The sequence below is a fragment of the Paraburkholderia ultramafica genome (assembly GCF_902859915.1).
GTDB classification, from domain to species: Bacteria; Pseudomonadota; Gammaproteobacteria; order Burkholderiales; family Burkholderiaceae; genus Paraburkholderia; species Paraburkholderia ultramafica.
On record NZ_CADIKK010000043.1, the window covers coordinates 22,583 to 48,944 of the forward strand.

22 protein-coding genes and 3 pseudogenes are annotated in these 26,362 nt (G+C 62.4%); 3 read left to right on the forward strand and 22 right to left on the reverse strand.

Annotated features, from left to right (window positions below; all coding sequences use genetic code 11):
• Positions 1–307: 307 nt before the first annotated feature.
• Positions 308–1,033 (reverse strand): annotated as a pseudogene (locus HV744_RS31405) (IS3 family transposase); the annotation flags it as partial.
• Between the two features lie 69 nt (positions 1,034–1,102).
• Here HV744_RS31405 and HV744_RS31410 point away from each other — a divergent pair.
• Positions 1,103–1,585, forward strand: a pseudogene (locus HV744_RS31410) (transposase); the annotation flags it as partial.
• 121 nt (positions 1,586–1,706) lie between these two features.
• Here the strand turns inward: HV744_RS31410 and HV744_RS31415 are convergent.
• From HV744_RS31415 to HV744_RS31440, 6 genes and pseudogenes are all read right to left on the reverse strand, one after another.
• The gene (locus HV744_RS31415; protein WP_175153215.1) at positions 1,707–2,702 is read right to left on the reverse strand and encodes an ABC transporter ATP-binding protein; all 996 of its coding nucleotides are present in this window, start codon (positions 2,700–2,702) and stop codon (positions 1,707–1,709) included.
• Positions 2,699–3,691: an ABC transporter ATP-binding protein gene (locus HV744_RS31420; RefSeq protein ID WP_175153216.1), complete on the reverse strand. Its 993-nt coding sequence runs from the start codon at positions 3,689–3,691 to the stop codon at positions 2,699–2,701. Before HV744_RS31420 ends, HV744_RS31415 begins: the two co-directional genes overlap by 4 nt.
• Position 3,692: 1 nt before the next feature.
• Positions 3,693–4,607 (reverse strand): ABC transporter permease, encoded by a 915-nt coding sequence (locus tag HV744_RS31425; RefSeq protein WP_281363685.1) that lies wholly within the window; start codon positions 4,605–4,607, stop codon positions 3,693–3,695.
• 3 nt (positions 4,608–4,610) lie between these two features.
• A complete protein-coding gene (locus HV744_RS31430; RefSeq protein ID WP_175153217.1) occupies positions 4,611–5,549 on the reverse strand; it encodes an ABC transporter permease subunit in 939 nt (312 codons plus the stop codon).
• A gap of 16 nt (positions 5,550–5,565) precedes the next feature.
• Complete coding sequence (locus tag HV744_RS31435; RefSeq protein WP_175153218.1) at positions 5,566–7,182, reverse strand: peptide ABC transporter substrate-binding protein; 1,617 nt, start codon at positions 7,180–7,182, stop codon at positions 5,566–5,568.
• A 209-nt stretch (positions 7,183–7,391) separates the two neighbouring features.
• Positions 7,392–7,962, reverse strand: a pseudogene (locus HV744_RS31440) (cupin domain-containing protein).
• Positions 7,963–9,345: 1,383 nt separating this feature from the next.
• Here HV744_RS31440 and HV744_RS36875 point away from each other — a divergent pair.
• Both HV744_RS36875 and HV744_RS36880 read left to right on the forward strand, forming a co-directional pair.
• Entirely contained in the window at positions 9,346–10,047 is a 702-nt protein-coding gene (locus tag HV744_RS36875) for a hypothetical protein (protein WP_217469177.1), read from the forward strand.
• On the forward strand, positions 10,002–10,823 hold the full coding sequence (locus HV744_RS36880) for a hypothetical protein (RefSeq protein WP_217469178.1): 822 nt from the start codon (positions 10,002–10,004) through the stop codon (positions 10,821–10,823). Before HV744_RS36875 ends, HV744_RS36880 begins: the two co-directional genes overlap by 46 nt.
• Positions 10,824–11,063: 240 nt before the next feature.
• Here HV744_RS36880 and HV744_RS31450 read toward each other — a convergent pair whose 3' ends face one another.
• From HV744_RS31450 to HV744_RS37780, 15 genes are all read right to left on the reverse strand, one after another.
• The gene (locus HV744_RS31450) at positions 11,064–11,639 is read right to left on the reverse strand and encodes an NADPH-dependent FMN reductase (RefSeq protein ID WP_175153219.1); all 576 of its coding nucleotides are present in this window, start codon (positions 11,637–11,639) and stop codon (positions 11,064–11,066) included.
• Between the two features lie 43 nt (positions 11,640–11,682).
• Entirely contained in the window at positions 11,683–12,177 is a 495-nt protein-coding gene (locus HV744_RS31455) for a 4-hydroxylaminobenzoate lyase (RefSeq protein ID WP_175153220.1), read from the reverse strand.
• 31 nt (positions 12,178–12,208) lie between these two features.
• Positions 12,209–13,231 (reverse strand): amidohydrolase family protein, encoded by a 1,023-nt coding sequence (locus tag HV744_RS31460; protein ID WP_175153221.1) that lies wholly within the window; start codon positions 13,229–13,231, stop codon positions 12,209–12,211.
• 67 nt (positions 13,232–13,298) lie between these two features.
• A complete protein-coding gene (locus HV744_RS31465) occupies positions 13,299–14,069 on the reverse strand; it encodes a 2-keto-4-pentenoate hydratase (protein ID WP_175153222.1) in 771 nt (256 codons plus the stop codon).
• Entirely contained in the window at positions 14,066–15,109 is a 1,044-nt protein-coding gene (dmpG, locus tag HV744_RS31470; RefSeq protein WP_175153223.1) for a 4-hydroxy-2-oxovalerate aldolase, read from the reverse strand. Before dmpG ends, HV744_RS31465 begins: the two co-directional genes overlap by 4 nt.
• Before the next feature lie 12 nt (positions 15,110–15,121).
• Positions 15,122–16,063: an acetaldehyde dehydrogenase (acetylating) gene (locus tag HV744_RS31475; protein WP_175153238.1), complete on the reverse strand. Its 942-nt coding sequence runs from the start codon at positions 16,061–16,063 to the stop codon at positions 15,122–15,124.
• Positions 16,057–16,887, reverse strand: a complete 831-nt coding sequence (locus HV744_RS31480; RefSeq protein ID WP_175153224.1) for a 2-keto-4-pentenoate hydratase — start codon at positions 16,885–16,887, stop codon at positions 16,057–16,059. The genes HV744_RS31475 and HV744_RS31480 overlap by 7 nt, the downstream gene beginning before the upstream one ends.
• On the reverse strand, positions 16,887–18,377 hold the full coding sequence (locus HV744_RS31485) for a 2-hydroxymuconic semialdehyde dehydrogenase (protein ID WP_175153225.1): 1,491 nt from the start codon (positions 18,375–18,377) through the stop codon (positions 16,887–16,889). The genes HV744_RS31480 and HV744_RS31485 overlap by 1 nt, the downstream gene beginning before the upstream one ends.
• Positions 18,378–18,486: 109 nt before the next feature.
• Complete coding sequence (locus tag HV744_RS31490; RefSeq protein ID WP_175153226.1) at positions 18,487–19,449, reverse strand: LysR family transcriptional regulator; 963 nt, start codon at positions 19,447–19,449, stop codon at positions 18,487–18,489.
• A 139-nt stretch (positions 19,450–19,588) separates the two neighbouring features.
• On the reverse strand, positions 19,589–20,239 hold the full coding sequence (locus HV744_RS31495; protein WP_175153227.1) for a flavin reductase family protein: 651 nt from the start codon (positions 20,237–20,239) through the stop codon (positions 19,589–19,591).
• Between the two features lie 36 nt (positions 20,240–20,275).
• Entirely contained in the window at positions 20,276–21,877 is a 1,602-nt protein-coding gene (locus HV744_RS31500) for an MFS transporter (protein WP_175153228.1), read from the reverse strand.
• A 203-nt stretch (positions 21,878–22,080) separates the two neighbouring features.
• Positions 22,081–22,620: a 3-hydroxyanthranilate 3,4-dioxygenase gene (locus HV744_RS31505; protein ID WP_175153229.1), complete on the reverse strand. Its 540-nt coding sequence runs from the start codon at positions 22,618–22,620 to the stop codon at positions 22,081–22,083.
• Between the two features lie 14 nt (positions 22,621–22,634).
• Positions 22,635–23,084, reverse strand: coding sequence for a RidA family protein (locus HV744_RS31510; RefSeq protein WP_175153230.1), 450 nt, complete (start codon positions 23,082–23,084; stop codon positions 22,635–22,637).
• Between the two features lie 570 nt (positions 23,085–23,654).
• A complete protein-coding gene (locus HV744_RS31515; RefSeq protein ID WP_175153231.1) occupies positions 23,655–24,650 on the reverse strand; it encodes an IS5 family transposase in 996 nt (331 codons plus the stop codon).
• 164 nt (positions 24,651–24,814) lie between these two features.
• Entirely contained in the window at positions 24,815–25,462 is a 648-nt protein-coding gene (locus HV744_RS37780; RefSeq protein WP_246279283.1) for a tyrosine-type recombinase/integrase, read from the reverse strand.
• Between the last annotated feature and the right edge of the window lie 900 nt (positions 25,463–26,362).

A 26,362-nucleotide genomic window follows, 5' to 3' on the forward strand; every position in this document is an offset into this window, starting at 1 on the left:
GTTTCTTGATCGATGCGAATACAGCACTGTCAACCTGCGGGACTCCGTCGATGCCTATGCATAAAGCACTGCGACTCAGAAAGCATTCGCCGGAATTTGGGATGACGTTGGTGAATTCGCACCTTTCAACGAAGCGTGCCACGAGATCTATGCGGTAGAGAGCAGCGCCAAGCAGATTTCGTTTCACAGCCTCTTCAGTGTGCAGATTGTAGCCTTGTCAAAAATAATATGACGTTTTTATCTCCCCTGATTGAAGTGTCACCTAACGCCAACACGTTGTGATTGACGAGTCCCATAGCTGGGGGAATCATGCGGCTTCGCCTCGCCGATCCGCGAACCAGTTCCGCTCTAATGTCATGGGACTGACGTTGTCGAGTGCCGGGTGTAACCGGCGCCCATTGTAAAAACCCAGCCAATCAATCACCTCGTCCATTGCGCTACGCCGCGTTGCGAAGTGTCGTTCGTGGATGCCGACTACTTTCAGCGAACCGTACAGACTCTCAGTCGAGCCTCGTCCCCCGCAATCGCCGCCTCGGCTCATGGACGAACGCATGCCATAGGCCCTCAACGTTTCCTGGAACAGACCGCTGCAGTACTTGGCTGTCCCGGTCTATATGCGCGATCACGCCGGCTTCAAGGCGGCGGCGGTACCACGCCATACGCAACGCGTCCGTGACCAGCTCAGCCTTCATGCGCCGATGCATCGACCAGGCCACCACCCGCCGGCTGAACAGTTCGATGATGACCGCTAGGTGTGCTCAGGCGAGATAGGTGATATCCCGCGTCTAACCCGGTTCGGTGCAGTCGCAGTGAAGTTGCACTCCGGCAGATTTGGCGCGCCAGGCAAATCGTCGCTCGAGTTTGTCGTTGCGATGTACTTGCGCGTGTTGTGGCGTCGAAGGCGGTGCTGCGCCATCAGCTTGCGAACCCGCTCCTTGCCAACGCGAACGTCACGTGCGAGTAGCTCCTTGCACATGCGCGGCCAACCTTACTCGCCTTTGACCTGTACGTAAGTCGCCTTGATGTTTGTCAGGGACGGTCTGCAAGAGTCCGTGCATTGACTTGCGTAGGAAGTATTCTGAGAAGAACGTAGTTAATCAGGATAGCCAATAAAACACCATTTTGTCTCGGTCTGGATCTGTCGACGAAACGTACGCGCAAGCGGCAATTGCTCGACGTGATGCGGCGCGTTCTGCCATGGTTGAGATTGATTGTGCTGACCGAGCCGCACTTTCCGACGGTAAAACTGGACGACAGCCGTTCCCGATCGCGACGATGCTGCAGATTCATTTTCTGCGGCAGTGGTTCGGCCCTGTCGGACCCAACGATGGAAGAAGCGCTTTACGACACGCCGCTGTGTCGCGAGTTCGCGGGGCTCGACAGGTGGCATGACGCGCTTGCCGGACGAACGCACGATTCTTCGGCTCCGCCATCTTCTCGAAGCGCACGGACTGGCAGCTCAAGCGCTGGCCCTGGTCAATGAGATCCTGAGAGAGAATGGTCGATGTTGAGGGCGTGGTCGGTTGTCGACGCCACCTTGATTTCAGCACCGAGCTTGACGAAGTACGCCACTGGTATGCCTGACGGCGCGGCGGTCGGCCGTGCCGCGCTTTCCAGCCCGTTCCCGCCGTCGCGCGAGCGAATGCCTCCCTCGGCGCAGCGGATAGCTGCGTCGTGGAAAAGGTTTGCGTGAAGCCAAAGGGATTTCAGGTCATGACAGCACGTATGCAGGCGACCTGCGTATGACCGATGCCCGTTGCGCTTGCAGCCGGCCGCTCGTGCGCGCAGACATCGATCGCATCCGGACAGCGCGTGCGGAACGCGCAGCCCGAAGGCGGCTTGAGCGGCGACGGAATCTCGCCGCGCAACAGCACATACTTGCGCGCGCGCTCGGCAGCCGGGTCGGGCAGCGGCACGGCCGACAGCAGCGCCCGCGTGTACGGATGCTGCGGCTCGCGATACACGTCGCGCTTGTCGCCGAACTCCATCACACGGCCCAGGTACATCACGAGCACGCGCTGGCTGATCGCTTTCACGACGGCCAGATCGTGCGCGACGAACAGCAACGACAGCGACAGTTCGCGTTGCAGATCGCGCAGCAGATTGACGATCTGCGCCTGGATCGACACATCGAGCGCCGACACCGGCTCGTCGCAGATCACGAGTTGCGGCTCGCCGATCAACGCGCGCGCGATGCCCACGCGCTGGCACTGGCCGCCCGAGAATTCGTGCGGATAGCGGCGCAGATGATGATTGCTCAGCCCGACGCGCTCGAGCATCATCCGCACGCGCACGCGTATCTCCTCACGGCCGAGTTGCGGCTGATGCGTTTTCAGCGGCTCCGCGACGATCTGTTCGATCATCATGCGCGGATCGAGCGACGCGAGCGGGTCCTGAAAAATCATCTGTACATCGCGGCTACTCTGTGCTGTACCGTATGACGCTCCTTTCACCGACTCGCGTCCTTTCCACTGCACGCAGCCTGACGTGAGGGGCGCAAGGCCGATAATTGCGCGCGCGAGCGTCGACTTCCCACAGCCGGACTCTCCGACGAGGCCGACCGTTTCGCCACGACGAACATCAAACGACACGCCATCGACCGCGCGCAGTGTCGCTTTCTTCGACCATGGATAGCCGCCCTGCGCGATGCTGAAATGCACGCTGAGGTTATCGACCTTGAGCAGGGTTTCCTGAGCGCTCATAGCACCTCCACCATAGCCTGGACGGGACAATGGCACGCGCACAGCGCATGTGCTTCGCCCTCGATCGGTTCGAGCGCCGGGCATGTCGCGCGGCATATCTCCTCGGCGAACGTGCAGCGTGGCGCGAATGCGCAACCGGCACCGACTTCGCCGGGCAGCGGCGGATTGCCCGGGATGGTTTGCAGCGGACGGTCGTCGTTATCGTCGGTCAGACGCGGCAGCGCGTTCAAAAGACCGAGCGTGTAGGGATGCGACGGCGCCGCGAACAGCGCGGCCGCGCTCGCCTGCTCGACGGTCTGGCCGGCGTACATCACCATCACGTCGTCGCACAGGCTGGCCGCCACGCCCATGTCGTGCGTGATCAGAATGATCGCCGTGCCGCGCTCGCTGTTCAGTTCGCGCAGCAACTCGATGATCTGGGCCTGCACGGTCACGTCGAGCGCGGTGGTGGGTTCGTCGGCGATCAGGATTTCGGGCTCAGAGAGCAGCGCCATCGCGATCATCACGCGTTGCCGCATGCCGCCGGAAAATTCGTGCGGATACGTGTTGATGCGCCGCGCGGCATCGGGAATGCGCACCGATTCGAGCGTTTCGATCGCGCGGCGGCGCGCCTCGCGGCGCGACATCTTGCGGTGCAGCTGCAGCGTCTCGGTCATCTGCCGTTCGATTGTCAGGAACGGGTTAAGCGAGGTCATCGGGTCCTGAAAGATCATGCCGATGCGATCGCCGCGAATCCGGTTCAGCGCCGCTTCGTTCATGGTCAGCAGGTTTTCGCCGCGATAGGCAGCGCTGCCGGACACGCTGCCGTTGCTGGCCAAGAGGCCCAGCAGCGCCATCACGGTCTGGCTCTTGCCCGAGCCCGATTCTCCGACAATGGCGAGCGTGCGGCCCGCTTCCAGCGAAAACGACACGCCTTGCACCACGTCGACCGGGACACCTTCGCGGCGCGTAAAGCGCACGCTGAGGTCTTTGACTTCGAGTAGCGGCATGTCAGCGGTCCTTCGGGTCGAATGCGTCGCGCAAACCGTCGCCGACGAAATTCACGCAATACAGCGTGACGCACAGCATCACGGCAGGGCACAGCAGCAGCCAGGGCGTCGATTCGAGCTTCTGCGCGCCGTCCTGAATCAGCACGCCCCAGCTCGTCATGGGTTCCTGCACGCCGAGACCGAGGAACGATAGTACCGATTCGGTCAGCACGATGTTCGGCACCGTCACGCTGGCGTACACCACGACCACGCCAAACAGATTCGGCACAATGTGACGCGCGATGATCGAACGCGAACTCACGCCGATTGCCTTTGCGGCGTCGATGAATTCGCGCGAACGCAACGACAGCGTCTGGCCGCGCACCACGCGCGCCATGTCGAGCCACGAAAACGCACTGATAGTGAGCACGACCAGATAGAACGCGCGGCCGAACATCGTCATCATCAGGATCGCGATCAGCATGTAGGGGATAGCGTACATCATGTCGACGATACGCATCATCACCGCGTCGGCGCGACCGCCCAGATAACCCGCGGTCGCGCCGTACGCCACGCCGATCAGCCCGGACACGAGCGTGCCGAGCAGGCCGACTTCGAGCGACACGCGCCCGCCTTGCAGCGTGCGCGCAAGCAGGTCCCGGCCGAGTTCGTCGGTGCCGAACCAGTGCATATTCTGCAGGGTAGGCGGCAGGCTGATCGCGCTCCAGTCGCTATCGATCGGAGCGTTTGGCAAGAACCACGGACCGGCCACGCAGGCGATCACGATCAGCAGCAGCACAACGAAACTGGCGAACGCGGCGCGGTTGCGCACGAAACGCCACATGGCGGTAGCGAGTGGGCCGCGCGAACGCGGCGCCTTGGCGATGGACGCAAGCGGATCGAGCGCCGCGACAGTCGATTGAAGAGAGCGAGGCATGGATCAGTACCGGATGCGCGGGTCGAGCCACGCGTACGCGAGGTCGACCAGCAGATTGAACAGCACGGCGACGGCGGTCGTCAGCACGACGAGGCCGAGCACGAGGGTGTAGTCGCGATTGATCGCGCCGTTGACGACGAGTTGACCGAGGCCCGGCAGCGCGAACACCGATTCGGTGACCACCGCCGCGGTGATCGACGAGATGCAGATCGAGCCGAGCAACGAGACCACCGGCATCAGCGCGGGCTTCATGGCGTGGCGCAGCACGATCGTGCTGCCCGGCAAACCCTTGGCGCGCGCCGTGCGGATAAAGTTGCCCGACAGCACTTCGATCATGCTACCGCGCATCACGCGGGCAATCGCAGCAACGTTGATGATGGTGAGCAGCACGATCGGCAGCACGCGATAACGCCACTCGCCTTCGCCCCAGCCGCCGGCCGGCAGCCAGCCGTGTCCTTCGGAGGTCTTCAGCAGGATCGCGAAGACCCACACCAGCACCGGACCCAGTACGAACGGCGGTACCACGTTGCCGATATTGCCGAGCACCATGACGAAGTGATCGACGAAGCGGTCGCGCCGCACGGCGGCCACCGTGCCGAGCGCGACGCCGATCACGAGCGCGATCGGCACCGACACGCCGCCCACGCCGAGGCTCACCGGCAGCGCCTTCCATACCAGATCGTTGACGGTCCAGTCGGCGTAGCGGAACGACGGTCCGAGGTCGCCGTGCAGCAGCGAGACGAGGTAGTGGACGTACTGCAGAGGCAACGGTTCGTCGAGGTGATACTTGGCGTTGAGGTTCGCGAGCACGGCCTCCGACAGTTGCTTCTCGGTGTCGAACGGGCCGCCCGGGGTGAGGTGCAGCAGCAGATAGCACGCGGTGATCACGGCGAGGATCGTCGGGATCGCCCAGAGCGTGCGGCGCAGCGTATAGGCCAGCATGGCAGTCCTCCTGCGCTTAGTGCTTCATCAGATACATGTCTTGTGTGGCGCGCTGGTCGACATAGTTGGTCGACGTGTAGCCGCCGACATATGGCTTCACCAGCCGGTCCGCCGAGTACTGGAAGAGCGGCACCAGCGGGTAGTCGTTCATGGCCAGATCGTGCGCCTGCGTGAGCAGGGCGGTGCGCTTCGCGTCATCGAGCTGCTGGTTCGCCTGCTCGACCAGTTTGTCGACTCGCGGGTTGCAGTAGCGCTGGTCGTTCTGCACGCTGTTGCAGCGGATCAAGTCGAAATACGACATGGCGTCGTTGTAGTCGACGAACCAGCCGTCGCGCGAAGCCTGAACCTTGCCGTCGTGGCGCTGCTTGAAGAGCACCTTTTGTTCGACGTTTTCAAGCGTGGCGTTCACACCGAGCTTGGTGCGCCATTCGGAGGTCGCAAACAGCGCGACTTTCTTATGCAGGTCGTTGGTGTTGTAGGTGAGCATAAAGGTGAGCGGCTTCGTGTCCGAGTAGCCAGCGGCCTTCAGCAGATTGCGCGCGTATTCCACGCGTTTGGGCATCGGCCAGCTCGCCCAGTCAGGCTTGAAGACGGCCGCGCCTTGCGTGCCCTTGGAGATCAGACCGTACATCGGCAGTTCGCCGTCCGCGGTCAGACGCTGGGTCAGCAGGTCGCGGTCCAGCACCATCGACAGCGCCTCGCGCACGCGCTTGTCCTTGAATACCGGGTCTTCGTTATTCAGGCTGTAGTAGTACGTGGCGATCTGCAGGCCGGTTTTCAGCTCAGGACCGAACTGCTTGCTCACCTGTGCATAGATGCCCGACGGAATCGAGTACGTGTAGTCGAACTGGCCGGCCTGATACATGCGCATCGCCGTTTCGTCGTTTTCGATCGGCAGGTAGGTCACTTTTGTGATCACGACCTTGCTGGCGTCCCAGTATGTCTTGCTCTTCGTTCCCACCAGACGGTTGCTCGGCTGCCAGTCGGTCAGCGTGTAAGGCCCGTTGCCGACGAAGTTGCCCGGCCGCGTCCAGTCGCCGCCGAACTTCGTCACGACGTCGCGGTTGACCGGCGCCATGGTCGGCATGGCGGCCAGTTGCGCGAAGAACGCGGCGGGCACTTCGGTGGTGACTTCCAGCGTGTAGGGATCGATGGCACGCGCGGCGAGGCTCGTGAGCGGCGACTTGCCGGCGAGGATCGCCTTGGCGTTCTTCACGAACTCGACCAGCACGGTGTACTTCGAACTGGTCTTCGGATCGAGCACGCGCTGCCATGCGTAGACGAAGTCGGCCGCCGTGACCGCCTGGCCGTTGCTCCAGCGCGCATCGTGGCGCAGCTTGAAAACCCACGTCTCTGGCCCGGTGCGTGTCCACGATTGCGCCACGCCCGGCACCACCGAGCCGGCCGCGTCGATGCGCGTTAACCCTTCGAACAGGTCGAGCGCGATCGTATTGCCGGTCCATGATTCGATGTGCGCGGGATCGAGCGATTCGGTTTCTGCGGGCACTTGGCGGGTGAGTTCCTGGCTGGCGGCGAGCGTGACGCCAGCGGGCACCGTGACGGCGAAAGCGGAAGGGACAAACGTGAGGACAAGCGCGGTCAGCGCCGCCGCGTAGACGAACGGGGTTTTCATGGTTGGATTCGCAGAAAAAGTCGGGAGAAAAACGTAAGCGGCGCGGACGCCACTAACGGTTATCCGCGTGATGCGGGCCGCGGTGGCCCTTGTTCGGTGTACGGCATGCGGGATTCCTTACAACTATTATTACAGGCATCCTGCAGCGGAATTTCACGCACCCCTCAGCGTTGCGGAAGCGGTTCCAACCTAGATCGAATGCCTGCCTTCTAAAACAGTCTCGGTGTACCTCCCCAGACGACGACCGAATCCTTGCGGGCAGTATTGGCCCAGCTACGCGGCAACGTCGATTCGTAGTGCGCGCTGTTTCCCGCACGTAGCACGAAGGTTTGCCTTCCAGCATCAACGACACTTGCCCTCCAATGACATAGATGAACTCTCACCGGCATGTGTCGTGACTTCGGAACTCTTTTTTCCCGGGTGGCATCCATCGCAAGGATGGCGTCCAACTGACGGCCCCCCGATAGATTGGTCATCCGGGAAAACAGATTCGCCGAGTCTGCAAAAACAAAAAAGCCTCAGCTCGTTTGCTCGACACACCGAACGCTCTTCGCGTGGCGTATCGACGAAATACTGCATCTTCACTCCCAACGCATTCGCGATGCCTGCCAGCGAGTAGATGGACGGCGACGCGAGACCACGCTCGACCTGCGATAGGAACGGCTTCGAAATACCCCCCGCCGTCGCTGTTTCGTCAAGCGTGCGCCTCAGCCTTTGCCTCAGCGCGCGGCACTTGCCCCCCAGTGCAAGTGCCGTGTCTTTCCCAATTGTCGCGACCATAATAAGGCTAAATTAGTCCGTCAAAATTTGGTTGATACGCAACTTCAGTCCAAGAAATTGAGGATAAGGAAAAATGGGAGGACGCGAGCTGATATTGCCCACTTCATGTGCAACCGTTCCTGACGAAGTCACACTGGGCACGTCCATTGCGACTGTGTCGAACTAACCACATTGGCCAATCAACGGCCAATGCGGTCCGTAGCGTCTATCCTGCCCTACCCCCTCCCCTCAGAACTCCTTCAGCGATTATCATCCGCGTTCGACCCGACAGTGCCCTTCTGCTTGCTCGTTGAGGTCGAAAGTGGCTCGACGCGATGCATTGTCAACGCGTGATTTTTCCTTCCGCAATCGTCAGACCCGGTTCATCGACGAGCCTCGAGCCCGAGTCTTCGCGGTCAATGGAGTCGGTAATCAAGCTCTTGATTTCCGGCGCGGCGCCAGTGCTGCGCAGCGCAAGCGCGGACCTTTGAGGTGACGACCGCAAATCCACGCCCTTGCCTTCGAATCGTAGACACCAAACTAGCCACTGCTATCGGCCCCATAGCGGAGTCCGCGGAGATGTTGGAGCGCTCGATATATCGCATCATCGATCGACAGACTATGTGGGCTGCCTTCTTCTTATAAAACGCGATTACGCCGAGCGCAGTGCGCATCCGTTGAGAGAGCTCCTTCTTTCGCCGCGCAAACAGTTCGCCCCGGTTCATCCACGCGTTCGTGATGGCATGTACGCCAGGCGCAAGCCAGAGAAGCGCCACGATGCACCAAAACTTCTGGTTAACAGTCAACCGCGTCATTTGTTCCGTCTCTTCGATGTTCTACGTCAGTTCACTCTCACTCATACCCAACATGGGTAGTAGCTTGTCATTGCACGAAAACGTCGCTTACCGTCGCCTCACGCAACTCAAATCTTGATGCGCTCACTCACAGGGCTGGTAAGCGAAGTCATGTTGAGATGGCGCGCGACGTTTCCAGAGCTAAGAATTTTGCGCCTTGCGTAAATTTAACTGACAATGTAATCCATAACGATAGCAATGTCAGTAATATCAAAAATGGTAATCACGATGCCCGCACATTCACCGAGAAGGCAGACGGAGACTCACGGCATTGCAGTACCGTCTTAGGTCTCTCCGGTGAATCTCTCGCCGGGGCTGTGTCGCGCATGTAGCACACGGCGAGCCGGGAGCTCCTCTCGATCGAGATGGGTGCGATCTCTGCGCATTGCGCTATCTCCAGCGGCTCGCGATGGGCGACGAAGGCAAACTACTGGTTGCAGGTGAGGTCGGTTGAAAAAAGGGCGTGGTTCACTGTAGGGTTACACGACGAGCGGCATAGCGAGGTCGCGATGGTCGATAATCGACGCTCACTTTTCACTTGGGGGCGCGGATGAATCGATCGGCTGGCGCGGCAGCGCAGCTGTCTGGGTGTGAACGCAAGCATCTCGCGGTACGGGCCCTGGCGGGCGGGCACACCATCAGTTCGCTGGCCGATGGACACGCCGTGAGCCGCAAGTTCGTCTACGAGCAGAAACGCAAGGCCGGTGCGGCGCTGGATGATGCCTTCACGCCCGCGCCTGAGGCAGCCGAGCCGGTACTGTGCGCGCTGCCGGTCACCGCCCGCTGGCTGCGCCAGGTGATCGTCGCGCTCACGCTGATCTGCCGCAGTCCGTATCGCGGCGTGGTCGAGTTCGTGCGCGACCTGCTGGGCCTGTCGATCAGTGAAGGCCACGTCCATGACGTAATGCAATGGGCCGCGCAGCAGGCGGGCTCGATCAACCGGGACCAGGACCTCTCAGGCATCCGCGTGGGCCTGCATGACGAGATCTTCCATGGCGATCGCCCGGTGCTGGCCGGCGTCGATGCGGATTCGACCTACTGTTACCTGCTGGCCGCCGAGGACCATCGCGATGCCGACACGTGGGGCGTGCATCTGCTTGAGGCGGCGCAGCAGGGGCTCGCGCCCGAGTACACGATTGCCGATGCGGGCCGGGGCCTGCCGCCGGGCAGCAGGCCGCGTGGGGCGAGACGCCCTGCCATGGCGATGTGTTCCATATCCAGCGCCAGTGCGAGACGCTCGCCAACACACTGAAGCGGCTGGCTGTGGGAGCGCGCTCGCAACGCCTGAAGCATCAGGCGCGGGTGAGCCGACCGGGCAGCCGTGGCTGCGCCCGGCGTGACGGCCAGAGGTTGCGCCGGGCGCGCGAGGCTGAAGCGCGGGCGCAGGCCCTGGCGCGCGACATCCGCACGCTCGCCCAATGGCTCGGCCACGACATCCTGGCGCTGGCCGGGCCACCACTGGCCACGCGCGAAATGCTGTTCGACTTCGTCGTAGAGCAGTTGCGTGAGCGCGAGCGGCTCGATCTGCGCCGCATCCGCCCGCTGCGCGTGGCGCTGCAGAACCAGCGCGATGACCTGCTCGCGTTCGCCGGCGTGCTCGACGGCAAACTCGCGGCCATCGCCCAGGCTGCCGGGGTGCCCGAACAGGCCGTGCGCGCCGCATGCCTGCTGCATCGCAAGCCGCGCACCTCGCCCGCCTACTGGCAGGAATGGGGGCGTCTGCGCGCCGTGCCAGGCCACGCGTTCCACGCGATATTAGCCGCCGTGTCAGACGCGCTGGCGCACACGCCGCGCAGCAGTTCGCTCGTCGAGAACCTGAACTCGCGCCTGCGCAACTACTTCACGCTACGCCGCCATCTGGGCGCGCCGTACCTCGAGCTGCTGCGCTTTTTTCTGAATCACCGCCGCTTCGTGCGCAGCCGCCGGGCCGAACGCCAGGGCAAAAGCCCGCGCGAGCTGATGACCGGTCAGCCACACCCGCACTGGCTCACCCTGCTCGGGCTAGGCGAGCTGCAACCCCAGGGCTGATCGCCAGGGGGCGAATTCTTCGACCTGATTCGCACTGCTTAACTAAACGCCGTCCTCATCCGCGGCGAGGATCCGCTCGTCCGTGTTACCCAAAATCGGCGGTTTCTGAACCACGCCCGCAGCGGTATCCGGAAACCGCAATGTCGGAACGCCCTTCAGCCAGGCTTTCCGCTGTCGTATGTGCCGCCATCAGATCGACGAGATCACGAAGACTGAGTTCACCAGAACCAGTTGGACCACTCAGCCCAGCCGCGAAGCCGTTCGGTACAACGCCGCGCCAACACCCGATACAAGCCGCTCGGCGTTCTTGTCCTTCAATTGCCCCTCAGCGTCGAACGCTTCATGCGCGATGCTCAACGCAAACGCTTCCGGAATCACCAGCATCCCGAGCTTGTCGAGCACCGCGCGTATGCCCGTCTGTGAGCGAATGCCGCCAAGCTGGCCCGGCGACGCAGAAAGCAGTGCCGTAACCTTGCCGGCGAGCAGTGCCACGCCCGGTGAACCGTCTTCGCGCGGCCGGCTGATCCAGTCGATCGCGTTCTTCAGCAATGCCGTGTAGCCACCGTTGTATTCGGGCGTCGCGATCAGCAGCGCATCGTGCCTGGCCACCAGTGTCTGAAGCGCCTTCGCGCCATCAGGCAGCCCTTGCTCGGCTTCCAGATCCTGGTCATACAGCGGCAGCTCGAAGTCGGCGAGCCGAACCGGCGTCACTTCGGCGCCGGCGTTGAGCGCGCCGCGCGCCGCGATGCCCAGCAGTTTCCAATTCAGCGAGTCGCGACGCGAACTGCCACTGAGGGCAAGAATTCTGATATTCATGATTATTCAGGCAATGAGATGAAATTGAGGTTCGCCCGCGCACTCATACCGCCGGCGGGGTACGGTATTCGATGTTGCCGCCCGGCAGGAAATACATCATGAGCGCTTTGCCTGTTACCGTCGGAAAGTGTTCGCTGAGTGGCGGGAAAACGCGCCAGCCCGCTCCATGCCCACAGAACTGCGCGCCTTCCTCGAGCGGGATGATCATGTTGATCTCGCCGGTCGTATGACAGTGGTACTGGCCTTTCACGTCGTGCAACAGGCCGCTCTCGACGCTCATCTCCGCGGTCTCTTGCGACGGCTCGGCAATCCTCCCACGGCGATAGTCGGCGCCTTCTACTTCCACATAGGCGGCCCAGCCTTCCTCCATGCCGAGCTTCAAAAGCCGGGTCAGTTGCCCATACGTTTCGCTGCCGGCCCCAAACTCACGGTTCAGAAGCGTTTCGAGATCGGCGTCGAGCGCGCGCGCGCGAATCTCATTGAACAGCCGGTTCAGCACTTGCATCATTTCTTCTTTGTGCGATCCTGACGGCAACATGATGTGTCTCCTATTGGTCGATTGAACATGATCAAGCGCCGGACAGCTGCAACTCTGGCAGACCGAAAAAACGGCGGGCATTTTCGCCAAGCAGGTGCCGCTTGGCACGCTCGTTAAGGCCGGGGTGATCGTCAATCAGTTGCCCGATGTGCTGCTCGCCGAGCGGATATGGATAGTCCGAACCGAGCATCACGCGCTCTTCGCCCATTACGTCCACCAGCAGCTTTAGCGCACCGGCATCGAATACGGCGCTATCGACCGAGAAGCGGTCGACGTATGACGACGGGAGTTGCGGGCAGTTCTCGCGCACGATGTCACGTTCGCGCCATGCGTTGTCGACGCGGCCGAGTAGAAACGCGAAGCTGCCGCCGCCGTGAGCAAAGCACAGCTTAAGCGCTCGCGGAATGCGTTCGAACGCGCCCGACAAAATCAGCGAGAGAATGCTCAACTGCGTTTCGGCCGGCATCGCGACGAGCCACGGCAGCATCCATTGCTTCATGCGGCCGTCGGTCATCATGTCCCACGGATGCACGAGCACCGGAATGCCTTCGTGCGCACAATGCGTGAGGAACTGGATCAGGCTCTCGTCGTCGAGATCCTTCGGGCCGACGTGATTGCCGATCTGCACGCCGCGATGCCCCGCCGCGTACGCACGCGACGCTTCCGCGCACGCCATCTCGACGTCCTGCAGCGGCACCTGCGCGAGCACCATCAGGCGCTGCGGCGTCGCGGCGCACATGTCGAGCGCGCGGTCGTTCATGCGCTGCGCCCATTGCAGCGCCACCTTCGCCGGATAGCGATAGCCGAACATCACCGGCGTCGCGCACATCAGTTGAACGTCGACGCCGAGTTCGTCCATCTCCTCGATGCGTCGTAGGGGGTCCCACAACGGACGGCTGACCGGGCGAAACGCCCGGTCGCCAGTCATGATCATGCCGGTCTCGCCGTCGGCCGCCGGCGCGAGCCACGGCGCGTCCTCGCCGTCGATTCGCGCGGCCTCTTCCCGTGAAATCAGCGGGAAGAAATGGGAGTGCATGTCAATTCGCAATGTCATAACCGTATTCCGCTTTTCAGGTCTGTCCTGATTGTTATGCCTGTAGTGATGCCTGAAATTGCCCCTGTCAGGCGCGACTCTTCGTCGTGAATTCGGCCTGCCCGATGCCACTCACCACGCACTGCACGTGCAGTCCGGGCTCCAGGGCCTGCGCGGCGGTCGCCGCACCGGCCATGATTAGCGTGCCGGCCGGCAGCACGCACTGCGCGTCGGCGGCGAGCCGCGACGCCTGCACAATCGAGCGCAGCGGGTCGCCGAGAATCGCGCCGGTCGAGCCGACCTGCACTTCCCTGCCGTCAAAGCGCATCAGCACGCCCGCATTGCGCAGACCGTCGAAGCGCCGCGACCACGCGCCGACCACGAAGCCCGAGCTCGAGCAGTTGTCGGCGATCACATCCTCGAGCGTGAAGCGGAACGCCTGGTAACGCGAGTCGATGATCTCCATCGCTGGTGCGACCGCTTCCAGATACGCGTGCGCCTCGAGCGCCGTCAGCGGGCGGTCGATGTCGCGCATCGTCAGGAAGCAAACTTCCGGCTCGACCCGCGGGTGGATGAAACGCCCGAGGTCGACGGGCGCGCCGTCTTCCTCGAGCATCGCATCGGTCAGCCAGCCCCAGATCAGGCTGTCGACGCCCATCTGGATCATCTTCGCGCGGCTCGTGAAGCCGAGCTTGATGCCGATGGTGCGTTCGCCGCGCTGTTTGCGCAGTTCGATCGCCGCGCGCTGGATCCGATACGCGTCGTCAACCGGGAACGGTTCGGTCGCACTGATCTGTTCGATCGCGCTCGCGTTGAGCACAGCTTCGTCGACGCGTCGCGCCGCTGCTTCGATATTCATCGTGCCACCTCCGCTTGCTTTTCGGCCTCTTTCAGCAGATCGAGCGCAACGTCGACGATCATGTCCTCCTGGCCGCCTACCATGCGACGCCGGCCCAGTTCGACCATGATGTCGAACGCGGACAGCCCATACTTCGCGGCGGCCGCTTCGGTATGACGCAGGAAACTCGAATAGACGCCCGCATAACCGAGCGCCAGCGTCTCGCGATCGACGCGCACCGGCCGCTCCTGCAACGGACGGACGATGTCGTCGGCCGCATCGATCAACTTCTTCACGTCGCAACCATGGTTCAGCCCCATCCGGTCGGCCGCGGCGACGAACACCTCGAGCGGCGCGTTGCCAGCACCAGCGCCCATTCCCGTCAACGAAGCGTCGACGCGATCACAGCCCTCCTCCAGCGCGACGATCGAATTCGCGACGCCGAGCGACAGGTTGTGGTGTGCGTGTATTCCCGTCTGCGTCGCCGGATCGAGCACGTCCTTGAACACGCGGAAACGCTCGGCGACGTCGCGCATGTTGAGCGCGCCGCCCGAATCGACGACGTACACGCACTGCGCGCCGTAGCTTTCCATCAGCTTCGCCTGCGCGGCGAGCTTTTGCGGCGTCGTCATGTGGCTCATCATCAGGAAGCCCACCGGCTCCATCCCGAGCTCGCGCGCGTACTCGATGTGCTGCTTCGAGATATCGGCCTCGGTGCAATGGGTTGCGACGCGGACCACCCGCGCACCGGCGTCGTAGGCGGCGCGCAAATCGTGAACCGTGCCGATCCCGGGCAGCAGCAGCGTCGCAATCCTGGCGCGCTTCACGGTCGCCGCGACCGCGGCGATCCATTCGAGGTCGGTATGTGCGCCGAAGCCGTAGTTGAAGCTCGATCCGGCAAGGCCGTCGCCGTGCGCGACTTCGATGCTGTCGACGCCAGCGTCATCGAGCGCTCGCGCGATCGTGACCGCCTGGTCAAGCGAATACTGATGGCGGATGGCATGCATGCCGTCACGCAAGGTCACGTCGGAGACGTAGATTTTCCGGTCAAGAGTCGTCATCGTATCTTCCCTTCAGGCTGCGAGCCGGCTGGCCGCGAGCTGTTCTGCGGTGCGCAGCGCGGCCGACGTCATAATGTCCAGGTTGCCCGCGTACGACGGCAGGTAGTGTGCCGCGCCTTCGACTTCGAGAAACACGCTGACTTTCAAACCACGGCCGTGACCGAAGCGGCCGGCGAATTGCGCCGGAATCGCGACCGGGTCGAACTGCACCGCCTGCTTGAGCCGGTAGCCGGGCACGTAGGCGGCCACGTCGCGCGCCATCGCATGCACCGACGCCTCGATGGCGTCGCGGTCCGCCGCTTCATCGACGAGGCAGTAAACGGTATCGCGCATCATCAGCGGCGGCTCGGCCGGGTTCAGCACGATGATTGCCTTGCCGGCCGCGGCGCCGCCGACGCTTTCGATCGCCCGCGAAGTGGTCTCGGTGAATTCGTCGATGTTCGCTCGCGTGCCGGGGCCAGCCGAGCGGCTCGATATCGATGCGACAATCTCCGCGTAATGTACCGGCGCGACCCGCGATACCGCACTCACCATCGGAATCGTCGCCTGGCCGCCGCAGGTCACCATGTTGATGTTCGGCGCGGCCAGATGCGCGTCGAGATTGACGACCGGCACGACGAACAGGCCGATCGCGGCCGGCGTCAGGTCGATCACGGTGACGCCGTGCTGCGCGAGGATCTCCGCGTGGCGCCGGTGCGCACCGGCTGACGTCGCGTCGAAGGCAATACTCAGGTCCTTGAATTCCGGCATCGCGACGAGACCGTCGATTCCGTCGGCCGTGGTCGCGACGCCGAGCCGCGCAGCGCGCGCGAGACCGTCGGACGCCGCGTCGATGCCGACCATCACGCTCATGCGCAAATGTTGCGCATGACGCAGCAGCTTGATCATCAGGTCGGTGCCGATGTTGCCCGAACCGATCACCGCGACGGAAAGTCGAGCGTTGTCTTTCACGATGTAGCTTCCGTTTGATTGGAGAACAGTGCCCGCACGGCACCGAGACCTTCGATCTGCGCGCTGAACACGTCGCCGGGCCGCACCGCGGCCATCGGCCCGAGCGCACCGGTCAGCACGATATCGCCGGCGCGCAGCGGCGCACCGACGCGCGCCATCGTATTCGCGAGCCAGACCGCCGCATTGAGTGGGTTGCCGAGGCACGCGACGCCGGCGCCGACGCTGACCTGATCACCGCCGCACTCCATCAGCATGCCGCAGCCGACGATATCGAACCCGTCGAGCTTCACCGGCCGGCTGCCGAGCACGAACAGGCCGCTCGACGCGTTGTCCGCCACTGTATCGGCGAGGCGGATGTCCCAGTTCGCGATGCGGCTGCCGACAACCTCGATCGCCGGCAAGGCATAGGCGGTCGCGCCGATGACGTCGGCGATCGTGTGCCGCTCATGCGTGAGATCGTGTTCGAGGACGAGCGCAATCTCAGCTTCGACCCTTGGCTGCTGCGTGAGGGCGAACGGAATTTCCTGGCCATCGCCATACGCCATGTGGTCGAACAGCATGCCGAAATCGGGCTGGTCGACGCCGAGTTGCGCCTGCACCGCGCGCGACGTCAGGCCGATCTTGCAGCCGACGAGCCGCGCGCCGGCCTCGATTTGCCGCTCGGTATTGATCCGCTGAACGCGGTACGCGTTGTCGAGCACGTTGCCGTTGAGCGCGCCGATCGCATCGCGGACCGGCGCGACCGGCGTGAACGGCGTGAACGGCTGCTGTTGCTGGGCGCGCCACAGCGTGTCGGCGATTGCCTGCAGTGTCTGATCCGTCGTCATCACGCGATCCTCACGCAAACGTTGGTCAGCTCGGAGTAGAAGTCCATCGAATGCCGGCCGCCTTCGCGCCCGAAGCCTGACAGTTTCGCGCCGCCGAACGGCGTGCGCAGATCGCGCACGAACCACGCATTGACCCAGACGATGCCGGTCTCGATCTGCTGCGCGACACGATGGCCGCGCGCCAGATGCGTGGTCCAGATGCTGGCCGCGAGACCGTAGGCGCTGTCGTTGACGCGCCGGATCACTTCGTCTTCGCTGTCGAACGGCGCGATGTGGCACACCGGCCCGAAGATTTCCTCGGTCACGCAGCGCGCGTCGTCGGGCAGTCCGGTCCAGATGGTCGGCTGCACGAAGGCGCCTTCGTCGCAGGCGTTGCCGAATTGCGGCACGCCGCCGCCGGTGACGACCGTCGCGCCCTCGGCGAGCGCGAGCTTGTAATAGCCGAGCACCTTCTCGCGATGACCCTTCGAGATCAGCGGCCCGGTCGTCGTGCCCGCGTCGTATGGCGAGCCGATCTTGAGCGCTTCGGTCTTCTCTTTCAGCGCCGCGACGAAGCGCTCGAAGATCGGCCGCTCGACGTACACGCGCTCCGAGCACAGGCACACTTGCCCGGCGTTCGTGAAGCTCGACTTCAGCACGCCTTCGACAGCGGCGTCGAAATCGGCGTCCGCGAACACGACCGCGGCATTCTTGCCGCCGAGTTCGAACGAGACGTTCTTCACGCCGTCGGCGACCGCCTTCATGATCGCGCTGCCGGTCTTCGACTCGCCGGTGAAGGTGATCGCATCGACGCCAGGATGACGCGTCAGCCACTCGCCGGCCGCATTCGCGCCGTGACCGTGAATCAGGTTGAAGACACCGGCAGGCAGTTGAATATCGCGCATGACTTCGGCGAGCAACGTTGCCGACGTCGGCGTTTCCTCGGACGGCTTCGCGACGACGCAGTTGCCCATCGCCAGAGCGGGCGCCACCTTCCATGTGAAAAGCAGCAGCGGCAGGTTCCACGGCGAGATCACGCCGACCACGCCAAGCGGTTTGCGCGTCACATAGTTGAGCAGCTTTCCGCCGTCGTCGGTCGCGGTTTCGAAGAACTCGCCGGGCGCGGTGCGCAACAGATCGGCAAACGTGCGGAAGTTCGCGATGCCACGCGCGATGTCGAGGCTGCGCGCCTGTGCAATCGGGCGGCCGGTGTCGGCGACTTCGGCGGCGACGAAGTCGTCGAAGCGCGCCTCGATGCCGTCGGCGATGCGATGCAGCCAGTCGGCGCGTGCGGAGGCGCTGAGGTCGCGCCACGGCCCCTGTTGCGCACGGCGCGCGGCCTTGACGGCGGCATCGACTGCCGCGGCGTCCGCTTCGACGACACGCGACAATTCGCGGCCGTCAATCGGGCTCAGGTTGGCAAAGGTTTCAGCGGAGTCGACGAACTGACCGTCGATGAAGTGCCGCAGGCGCTGCGGCAGGGCCGCTTGCGCATGAGCATTGGGATTCATGAACTCTCCTGCTAGCTGGATGGGTTACAGCTAGTCTAGGAGGACGCCCCGGCGCCGGATAATCAAATATTGCGCCGCCAATATACGAATCTGGAATATCTGCCCGTGCTCAGACTTCGGTCGACGCCGACGCGACCTCGCGCAGGCACTCGACGAATGCCTCGCAAGCCGGGCTCATTTCCTTGTTGGAGCGCACCGAAAAGCCAACGGTGCCGAACGACTCGGTCTCCGGAATATCGAGAACCTGCAGCAGACCCGCCTGCACGAACTGCGTCGCCGCCACCCGCGGCATCACGGCGATGCGCGGTGCTTCGAGCAACAACCCGAGATTCGTCAACACCGACAGCGATTCGACAAGATCCGTGGGCAAAGCCAGTCCGGCATGGCGGAACATCCGCTCCACCACATGGCGCAGCGGCGACTCGACGGTCGGCACGATCCACGGCATCGCGGCGAGATCGTGCAGCGACGGAGCAGATCCGCACCCGAGCACATGCCGGCTGCCGGCAACGATCAGCAGTGAATCTTCGAAGAGCGCGTGATGGGTCAACGGAAAGGCATCGGAAAGCGGCAGCTCGACTTCTGGAAGACGACCGACGACGATGTCCAGTTCGCCGGTTGCGAGCGACGGAAACAGCTGCGCGGTCGGCCCTTCGCGAACGGTCACGAGGACGTCGGGCGCGCGCGCTTTCAGGCGCGTGATCGCCATCGGCAGCAGGTGCGCGGACGCCGAGATCAGAGTGCCGACCACGATGTGGCCAGCCGTCCCGAAGCGGAAGCGGTCGAGTTCGTCGGCCATCTGACGGAACTCGGCCAGCAGCGACTTGACGCGCCGCCCGAGCACCCGCCCCAGATCCGTCGGCACGACACCGCGGCTCGAACGGGCAAACAGCCCGCCATCCAGGTTGGACTCCAGTTCCTGAATGACTTTCGTCACGGCCGGCTGCGTCAGCCCCATTTCGTTGGCAGCGTGCAGGATCGAACCAGTTTCGACCACGCGGTCGAAGATGAGCAGTTGACTGAGTTTCAGATTGCGGCTCAGCCCAATCTTGCTGAGAGGATACTGATGCATGGCGGGCCCGTCGTTCTGAAGAAGGATGACTCCGGATGTTAGCAGTGCGACGCACGAAGCAAACTAAAAGTCGCCGGATTCCAATCGGTCCTGCCGGGCTGCGCAAGACGGACACAAAATCGCGGGCGCCCCGGAAAGCTCACTCACGGGCAGCCCCGACCGTGGGCATATAAGTCGGCACCGCTATCCTCACCCGATCGGTGGTGCGGCAATAGTTGGGGCCGCCCAGCCGGCCATAGGGCTCAAAGCGGTCGACATGCACCCGCAGCCGCTCCCCGTCGAGCAGATCCTCGCGGATGTACATGGCAACGATCTCGCCAAACACGATCGAGCGCTGCTCGGAGAATTCGAGCACCTTGAAGAGCTTGCATTCCCACGCAATCGGCGCTTCGGCGATCCGTGGCACGCTCACCGAAGTCGACGGCGTAACGGCAAACCCGACCGCCTCGGGCTCCGAGATATCGGCGGGGAAGTCACTGCCGCACAATACCGCGCGCTCGACGATGGGCCCGTCGACCATGTTGACGACGAACTCGCCGCGCGCGACGATGTTTTTCAGCGTGTCTTTCATCTCGCCCGGGCGATGGCTCTCCGGTCCGTAGTGATCTACTGCGATGGCGAAGAGCGGAGGATTTTCCCCCATATAGTTAAAGGCGCTGTACGGCGCCGCATTGCAAACGCCGTCTCCGTTGAGGCTCGTCACCAGGGCGATGGGCCGCGGCCCGACGCTTCCGGTAGTCAGCCAGTACTTCTGCATGGTCGACAGATCGGCCATCGCGATGTGCGTCATATCTCCTCCGTTACTGTCACGTCGTCCGGCCGCCGCTCACTGGCTGACGTCGACGTCCATGGTTTCGCGCATGAAGAATGCGCCGATCACGACCGACACGCCACCGACGATAATCGCGTACCACAAGCCGTAATACACGTTGCCGGTTCGCACCGCGAGCGCGGTCGACATGAACGGCGCGAGGCCGCCGAAGTAACCCGCACCGATGTTGTACGGCACCGAAATCGAGGTGTAGCGAATCTTCGCAGGAAACAGCTCGACGTAGTACGCGGACATCGGCCCGTACGCCATCGCCCCCCAGATCATCAGCAATCCGAGCAGCGCAAACATGAGCGGCCGGTTGATCTGGTTCACATCGGTCATGACGGGGTATCCCGCATCGACCAGCGCCTTGCGGTAGGCCGTTGCATCGAAGCTCGCCAACGGCCTCTCGCCGATGTGCGTCACCAGACCGCCGGCCGGCGCACCGCTTTCGACGCTATAGGACAGCCCCGCCTGGGTCAGGAAGTCGCGCGCCTTGTCGCAATCCGACACCGGTGCACCGAACAGGCTGGTGCTGCAATCGTTCGCCGCGAGCCGGATCGGCACCGTTTGCTGAAAGTGCACGAGGCGCGGATTCACCGCCTGCGAAAGCTGCGTGAAAATCGGCAGAAACGTCAGCACCGCCAGGCCGCACCCGGCCAGCACGATCCACTTACGGCCGACCTTGTCCGACAGCCAGCCGAACAGCACGTAAAGAGGCAAGCTGAAGACCAGCATCACGGCGATAAATCCGTACGCCTCGCTGGTCGGCACCTTGAGCGTCGTGGTCAGAAAATAGAGTGCATAGAAGTTGCACGTGTACCAGACGACACCGACTGCGGCCTGCGCGCCGAACAGCACGACCAGCATCGCCCGGACGTTGCGCCAGACCAGAAAGCTGTCGCGCAGCGGTGAATCCGACAGCCGGTGTTCGCTCTTCATCTTCGCGAATACGGGCGATTCAGACAGCGTCGTGCGGATATAGACCGATATCGCCAGCAGGATCAGCGAAGCCAGAAACGGCAGGCGCCAGCCCCACGACGCGAACGCATCGCCGGATACAAACGCGCGGCACACGAGCGTGACCGCGAGCGACAGCAGGAAGCCGACCGTCGCCGTCGTCTGCAGCCAACCGGTGGCGAGGCCACGTCGACCGGGCTGCGTATGCTCGGCGATGTAGGTCGCCGCGCCGCCATACTCGCCGCCGAGCGCGAGACCCTGAAGCAGCCGCAACGCAATGAGCAGCGCCGGCGACGCCCAGCCGATGCTCTGATACGAGGGCAGCACGCCGATCCCGACGGTGGCGAGGCCCATCACGGTGATCGTGACGAGGAAAGTCGCCTTGCGCCCGACCTTGTCGCCGAAGCGGCCGAACAGCACCGCGCCGAGCGGCCGGATGACGAAACCGATGCCGAACGTCGCAAGCGATGCGAGATACCCGGCCGTCGCACTGCCGGCCGGGAAAAAGTGCGAGCTGAAGAAGACCGCGAGGCTGCCGTACAGAAAGAAGTCGTACCACTCGAGCACCGTGCCGACGGATGCGCCCGCCACCACCTTGATCTCTTCACGCCGTGTCGCACGGTATGGCGCGTCGTGGGCTACCAGTTCAGCATTCATAAGTCTCCTCTCTACTTTATCTCTGGTCCATCGATGATCCGGCTGAAGCAGCACGCCGTACGTCTCATGAGCGGAGTCTAGGAAGAGGAAAAAAGATGCGGTAATCAAAGATAGGCCGCCTGGTATTCAAATCTGGAATACCGGCGCGTGGCGGCGCGGGAAAGGAGGAAATGGCCGGCGCGGGAACGCGCCGGCCTGGGTCATCAGTGCGCCGGGGGAACCGCATCGCGGCCCGGATGGACGGTGCCGCAATGCGGACACCGGCGCTTTTCTTCAGACTCGTAGAACGCAGCGAACAACGGCGGCAGATCCGTGACAATGCTCTTCAACTGCACTTCGACGCGATGCACCAATTGATTGCAGTTGCCGCAGTACCACTCGAACCCGTCGATTGCGCCCAGCGGACGCTGCCGCTCGATCACCAGACAGGCGCTGCCCGCTTCGGGCCGCTGCGGCGAGTGACGCATATGCGGCGGCAACAGAAACACGTCGCCCTCGCGCAGTTCGACGCGTTCGCGCTTTCCGTTGACGATCAGATTCAGGTAGGCGTTACCGGAAATCTGATAAAAGAATTCCTCGTACGGATCGTCGTGAAAATCAGTGCGATGGTTCGGACCGCCAACGACCGTCACGATCAGGTCGCTGTCCTGCCAGACCTGCTGGTTGCCGACCGGCGGCTTCAGCAGATGCGCATGCTCCTCGATCCAGCGCGGAAAGTTGAACGGCTTGCCGTATTTCAACATGCACGTTCTCCTGGTTATGCTTTACCGCTGCTCGCGGCGTCCACGGGCGGCAGATGAGCGACCGCCTTGATTTCGATCGCCAGCAATGGATGCGGCAACTGATGCACCGCAACCGTTGTGCGCGTCGGTCCGGTTTCGTCGAAGTATTCGCCATAGACCTCATTGTAGCCGCCGAAGTCGTTCATGTTGACGAGGAAGGTGGTCAGTTCGACGAGATTGGACAGGTCCGCGCCCTCGGCACGCAGGATATCGCGGATGTTCTCGATCACCGCACGAGTCTGTTCGCGAATGTCGACTTTGGCGGTGCCGAAGCTGTCCGCCGACGCGCCGATGAACGTGTTGTCGGGTCGCCTCGAACTGGTTCCCGACACGAACAGGAAATCGCCCGCGCGAACCACATGCGGAAAACGCCCGCGCGGCGTTGCCTTACCGGCCACCACGCGACTCTGAGTTATCTGATCCATATCGTTATCCTGTGACAGTCTTTGAAGTGTGCACAGCGCCGCTCGCGGTGACGCCGCTCCGCCTGACGTTATGGAGTCTAGACAGTAGCCGGACGGCAGGATAATCAAACGTTGGGCGACCGCTATTACATTTGGGAATACCGGTGTGGCGGCAGTCGAGCCCTCTACCAACTAATGGAATGGACGCCCCCACGGGGGGCGAACAAGGTAAGCACAATTTCCTATCATAGGCGTCCAAGTTATTATGACTTGGTCAAATCGCCGAAAATTGGCATATATGCCGGGCGTGCGATCTGGGCTCAGTGTTCATCCCAGATTTGCGGAAATGATTCAGCAGGTCAGGCCAGGGAGGCACTCAGACTTGGGTTGCCACAAATACCCCGCTTTTTGCAGCCGGGCAAGCCAGGCTCCCCGCTTGCCATGACTCGACATCAATTGCGCCAGACGACGCCGGAATACGGCATCCCGCCTGGCGTTTTCATACGCTTCGGCGAGACCCTGCAACTTCTGGAATGCCTGATCGTAGGGGCTTTGTTCGGAAGGGTCCGAATTTCCGTACTGCGGACGCAACTATCCATTTTTGATGGAAACGGGCCTGCCAAACGAGTTCCACCGGTTAAGGATGTTCGCGATGATCACGCCCTCGCGTTCCTGCGCCCCGACTTTTCGTGTCAGCAGGGTCGGGCCGATGCATCGCTTGATCCGGGAGATCTGCGCTTCAACCAGCGAGCGCTGCCCATAGCCGTATTTCTTGTGAAATGCATAAATGCCTTTCTCCCTGATGTAGCCAACGACCTCGTCGTGCCATTGCGTCTGTTCTTCGCCGTGGACCACCGCGTGAGAAGGCGGTGGAATAATGGGGAGCACGCCTGAGCGGGACAGCGCCTCGGCCCGCTCGATGCTGTAGTAGGCACCATCTGCAATCACGCGGTCAACCGGGAGATCGGCGGGCAGCACGCGCTCCATCCCTTCGCTATCCGAAACGTCTGTGCCGGTGATGGTAATCGCATGCACGTTCATGGCAGCGTCGATCGACAGGTGCATCTTGCGCCACGGCGTTTTCGTCGTTGTTTTACCGTACTTCTGCTCGTACCACTCACTGGCCCGGCCAAAACTCATCCCCGTGCTGTCGATGATGAGGCTCACGTCCTCGCCGTCGGCCAGCCGCCTCGCCAGTCGTTCGCAGCGTTGCGTGACCTTGACGTCCAGCGCGGCAAACAGATCACTCAGATGGCCAAAGCTGGGCACCGGAATGTCCAGCCCCTGGGTGGTCCAGTAATCTTCCATATAGCCGGTGATCTGCCGCATTCCCCAGCCGAACAGCCGGTAGAACGTATAGATCAGTTCAACGTACGGCCGGCTGTACGACGGCAGCCGTCCAGACACTCCGCGCACATACGGCGACGCGGTGATGAATTGCGCCTTGAGATCGCCCTCGGGAAAATAGAGGCTGATTTTCCCGCGCTTCTTCAGGCTCTGGTTATATTCACGACAGTTCGTTACCCGGTAGCCGGGCTTCTCGCGCTTACGCTCCCGACCTGCTTTGAGTCTGGCTTTGTACGGCATCCGCTTTGTTCCACGCGCCCCTTGATCTTACGATTCTATAACAAGCGCCCCCCTTCCGAACAAAGCCTGCCCTGAGATCTCAAGGTCGAAGCCAAGACTGCGTCGCTCGGCGAGATACGTTTCCGCCAGCAATTGCATTGTGCGTGGCAATTTCATGGGCCGCTTCATGATCTGCTCCCCGGCCAGGGAAGTGCCACGGCCTCCAGGTTTCGCAGGTCGATCTTCGCGTAGATTGCAGTGGTGTCGATGCTTTGATGGCACAGTACATCAGCAACCTCCTTCAGCGACGAGCCGGAACGGAGCAGCCGTCTGGCAACGCTGTGCCTCAGAAGATGAGTTCCAGATTGCTCCGTCCAACCACAGCGAACATATGCGGCATGCACCGCCTGATGGACGCGACCGGTTCCCAAGGGAACGTCAGCAGGTGCGTAATGCCGTACAAAGAGAGAGCGGGAAGTTGTCGTTGACCTGCGGGCTAACCGGACGTAGTCGGCGATCGCGCGACCGGTAGGTTCCGGCAGTGGAATGACGTACGCCCGTCGCGATTTGGTACGACGGATCTGGAGCGTGCCTTCGCGCCAGTTCAAATCGTCGAGCTGTATTCGCACAACTTCCGCAGCCCTCAACCCAAGATCTGCCAGACAGCGCGCCATTGCGTAGTCACGCAAGCTTGACGCCGTTACGCGCTCGAAGGAACTCAGAAACTGCTCGATTTCTGCTTCCGACAGCGTTTCGGGCAAACCCGCCAACCTCCATCCGGCTACGTTCGGCACCGCCGCGATCAGCTCCTCGACCCGGTCGTTATATTGCATGCTCCTGAATCGCAGATAACTGCGCAACGTTACGCAGGCTACGTGAGCTGTTCCAGCTTTGCACCCACCAGGATAACGCGTCACGAATCGACGGATTGACTGAATGCTCAACTGCGCGACGTCGACGCGTCTTCGCTCAAAGTGCTGATGCAAGAAATCGCGGACGATTCGGCCACGCTGATAGCACGTGCCATCGGCCAAGCCGCAAACGTCCTTAAGGTACTCAGTGAAACGACACACCTCCTGTTGGACCGAATCCGGTTCTGTCCACAGAAACCGGGGAACAGCGCGCGCAGCCAAGACGACCAGCAGATGCTGAAGTGCCGCACTGACGTCTGTCCGACTCCTTGGAATAGGATCCGGGCAGGTGCATCGAGGCAAATGGTCGTTCACGAAGCGGCAGACAATTCGTTCATCGACGCGAGCGACATCTATACGATGTTTTGTAAGCCAATGCGCGAAGTGCGCGACGCACCTCACGTAGCGGTTGACGGTGCCGGCCGCGTAACCGGTCTCAACAAGATACTCGCAGTAGCGCTCTGCGAAAGGACAAAGGACGCTACGCCACAACCACGCCTGAGGCTGCGGACGAAGAGGAACCAAGCCGACCATGAGGATTCTCCTGAATGGGTAACAACCCAAACAGGAAAGCACTTTTTTATGTGCAGTTTGCTGCTACCCAACGATCCACGCAAGGCGCGGCGCACTGACACCCGTGACGTGCCGTACTAAGCAAACTTCGCATAATTTCCGGCTGCACATTATTGCGACAATGCAATTATGTACATTGTCGCAAGAACTTCCTCTTCGCCGGCTCCGATAGCGGTGGCGAGCGGGCGGCGGCGATGTACTCGCTGATCGCGTCGTGCAAACTCAATGGCATCGACCCGCGCGCTTACC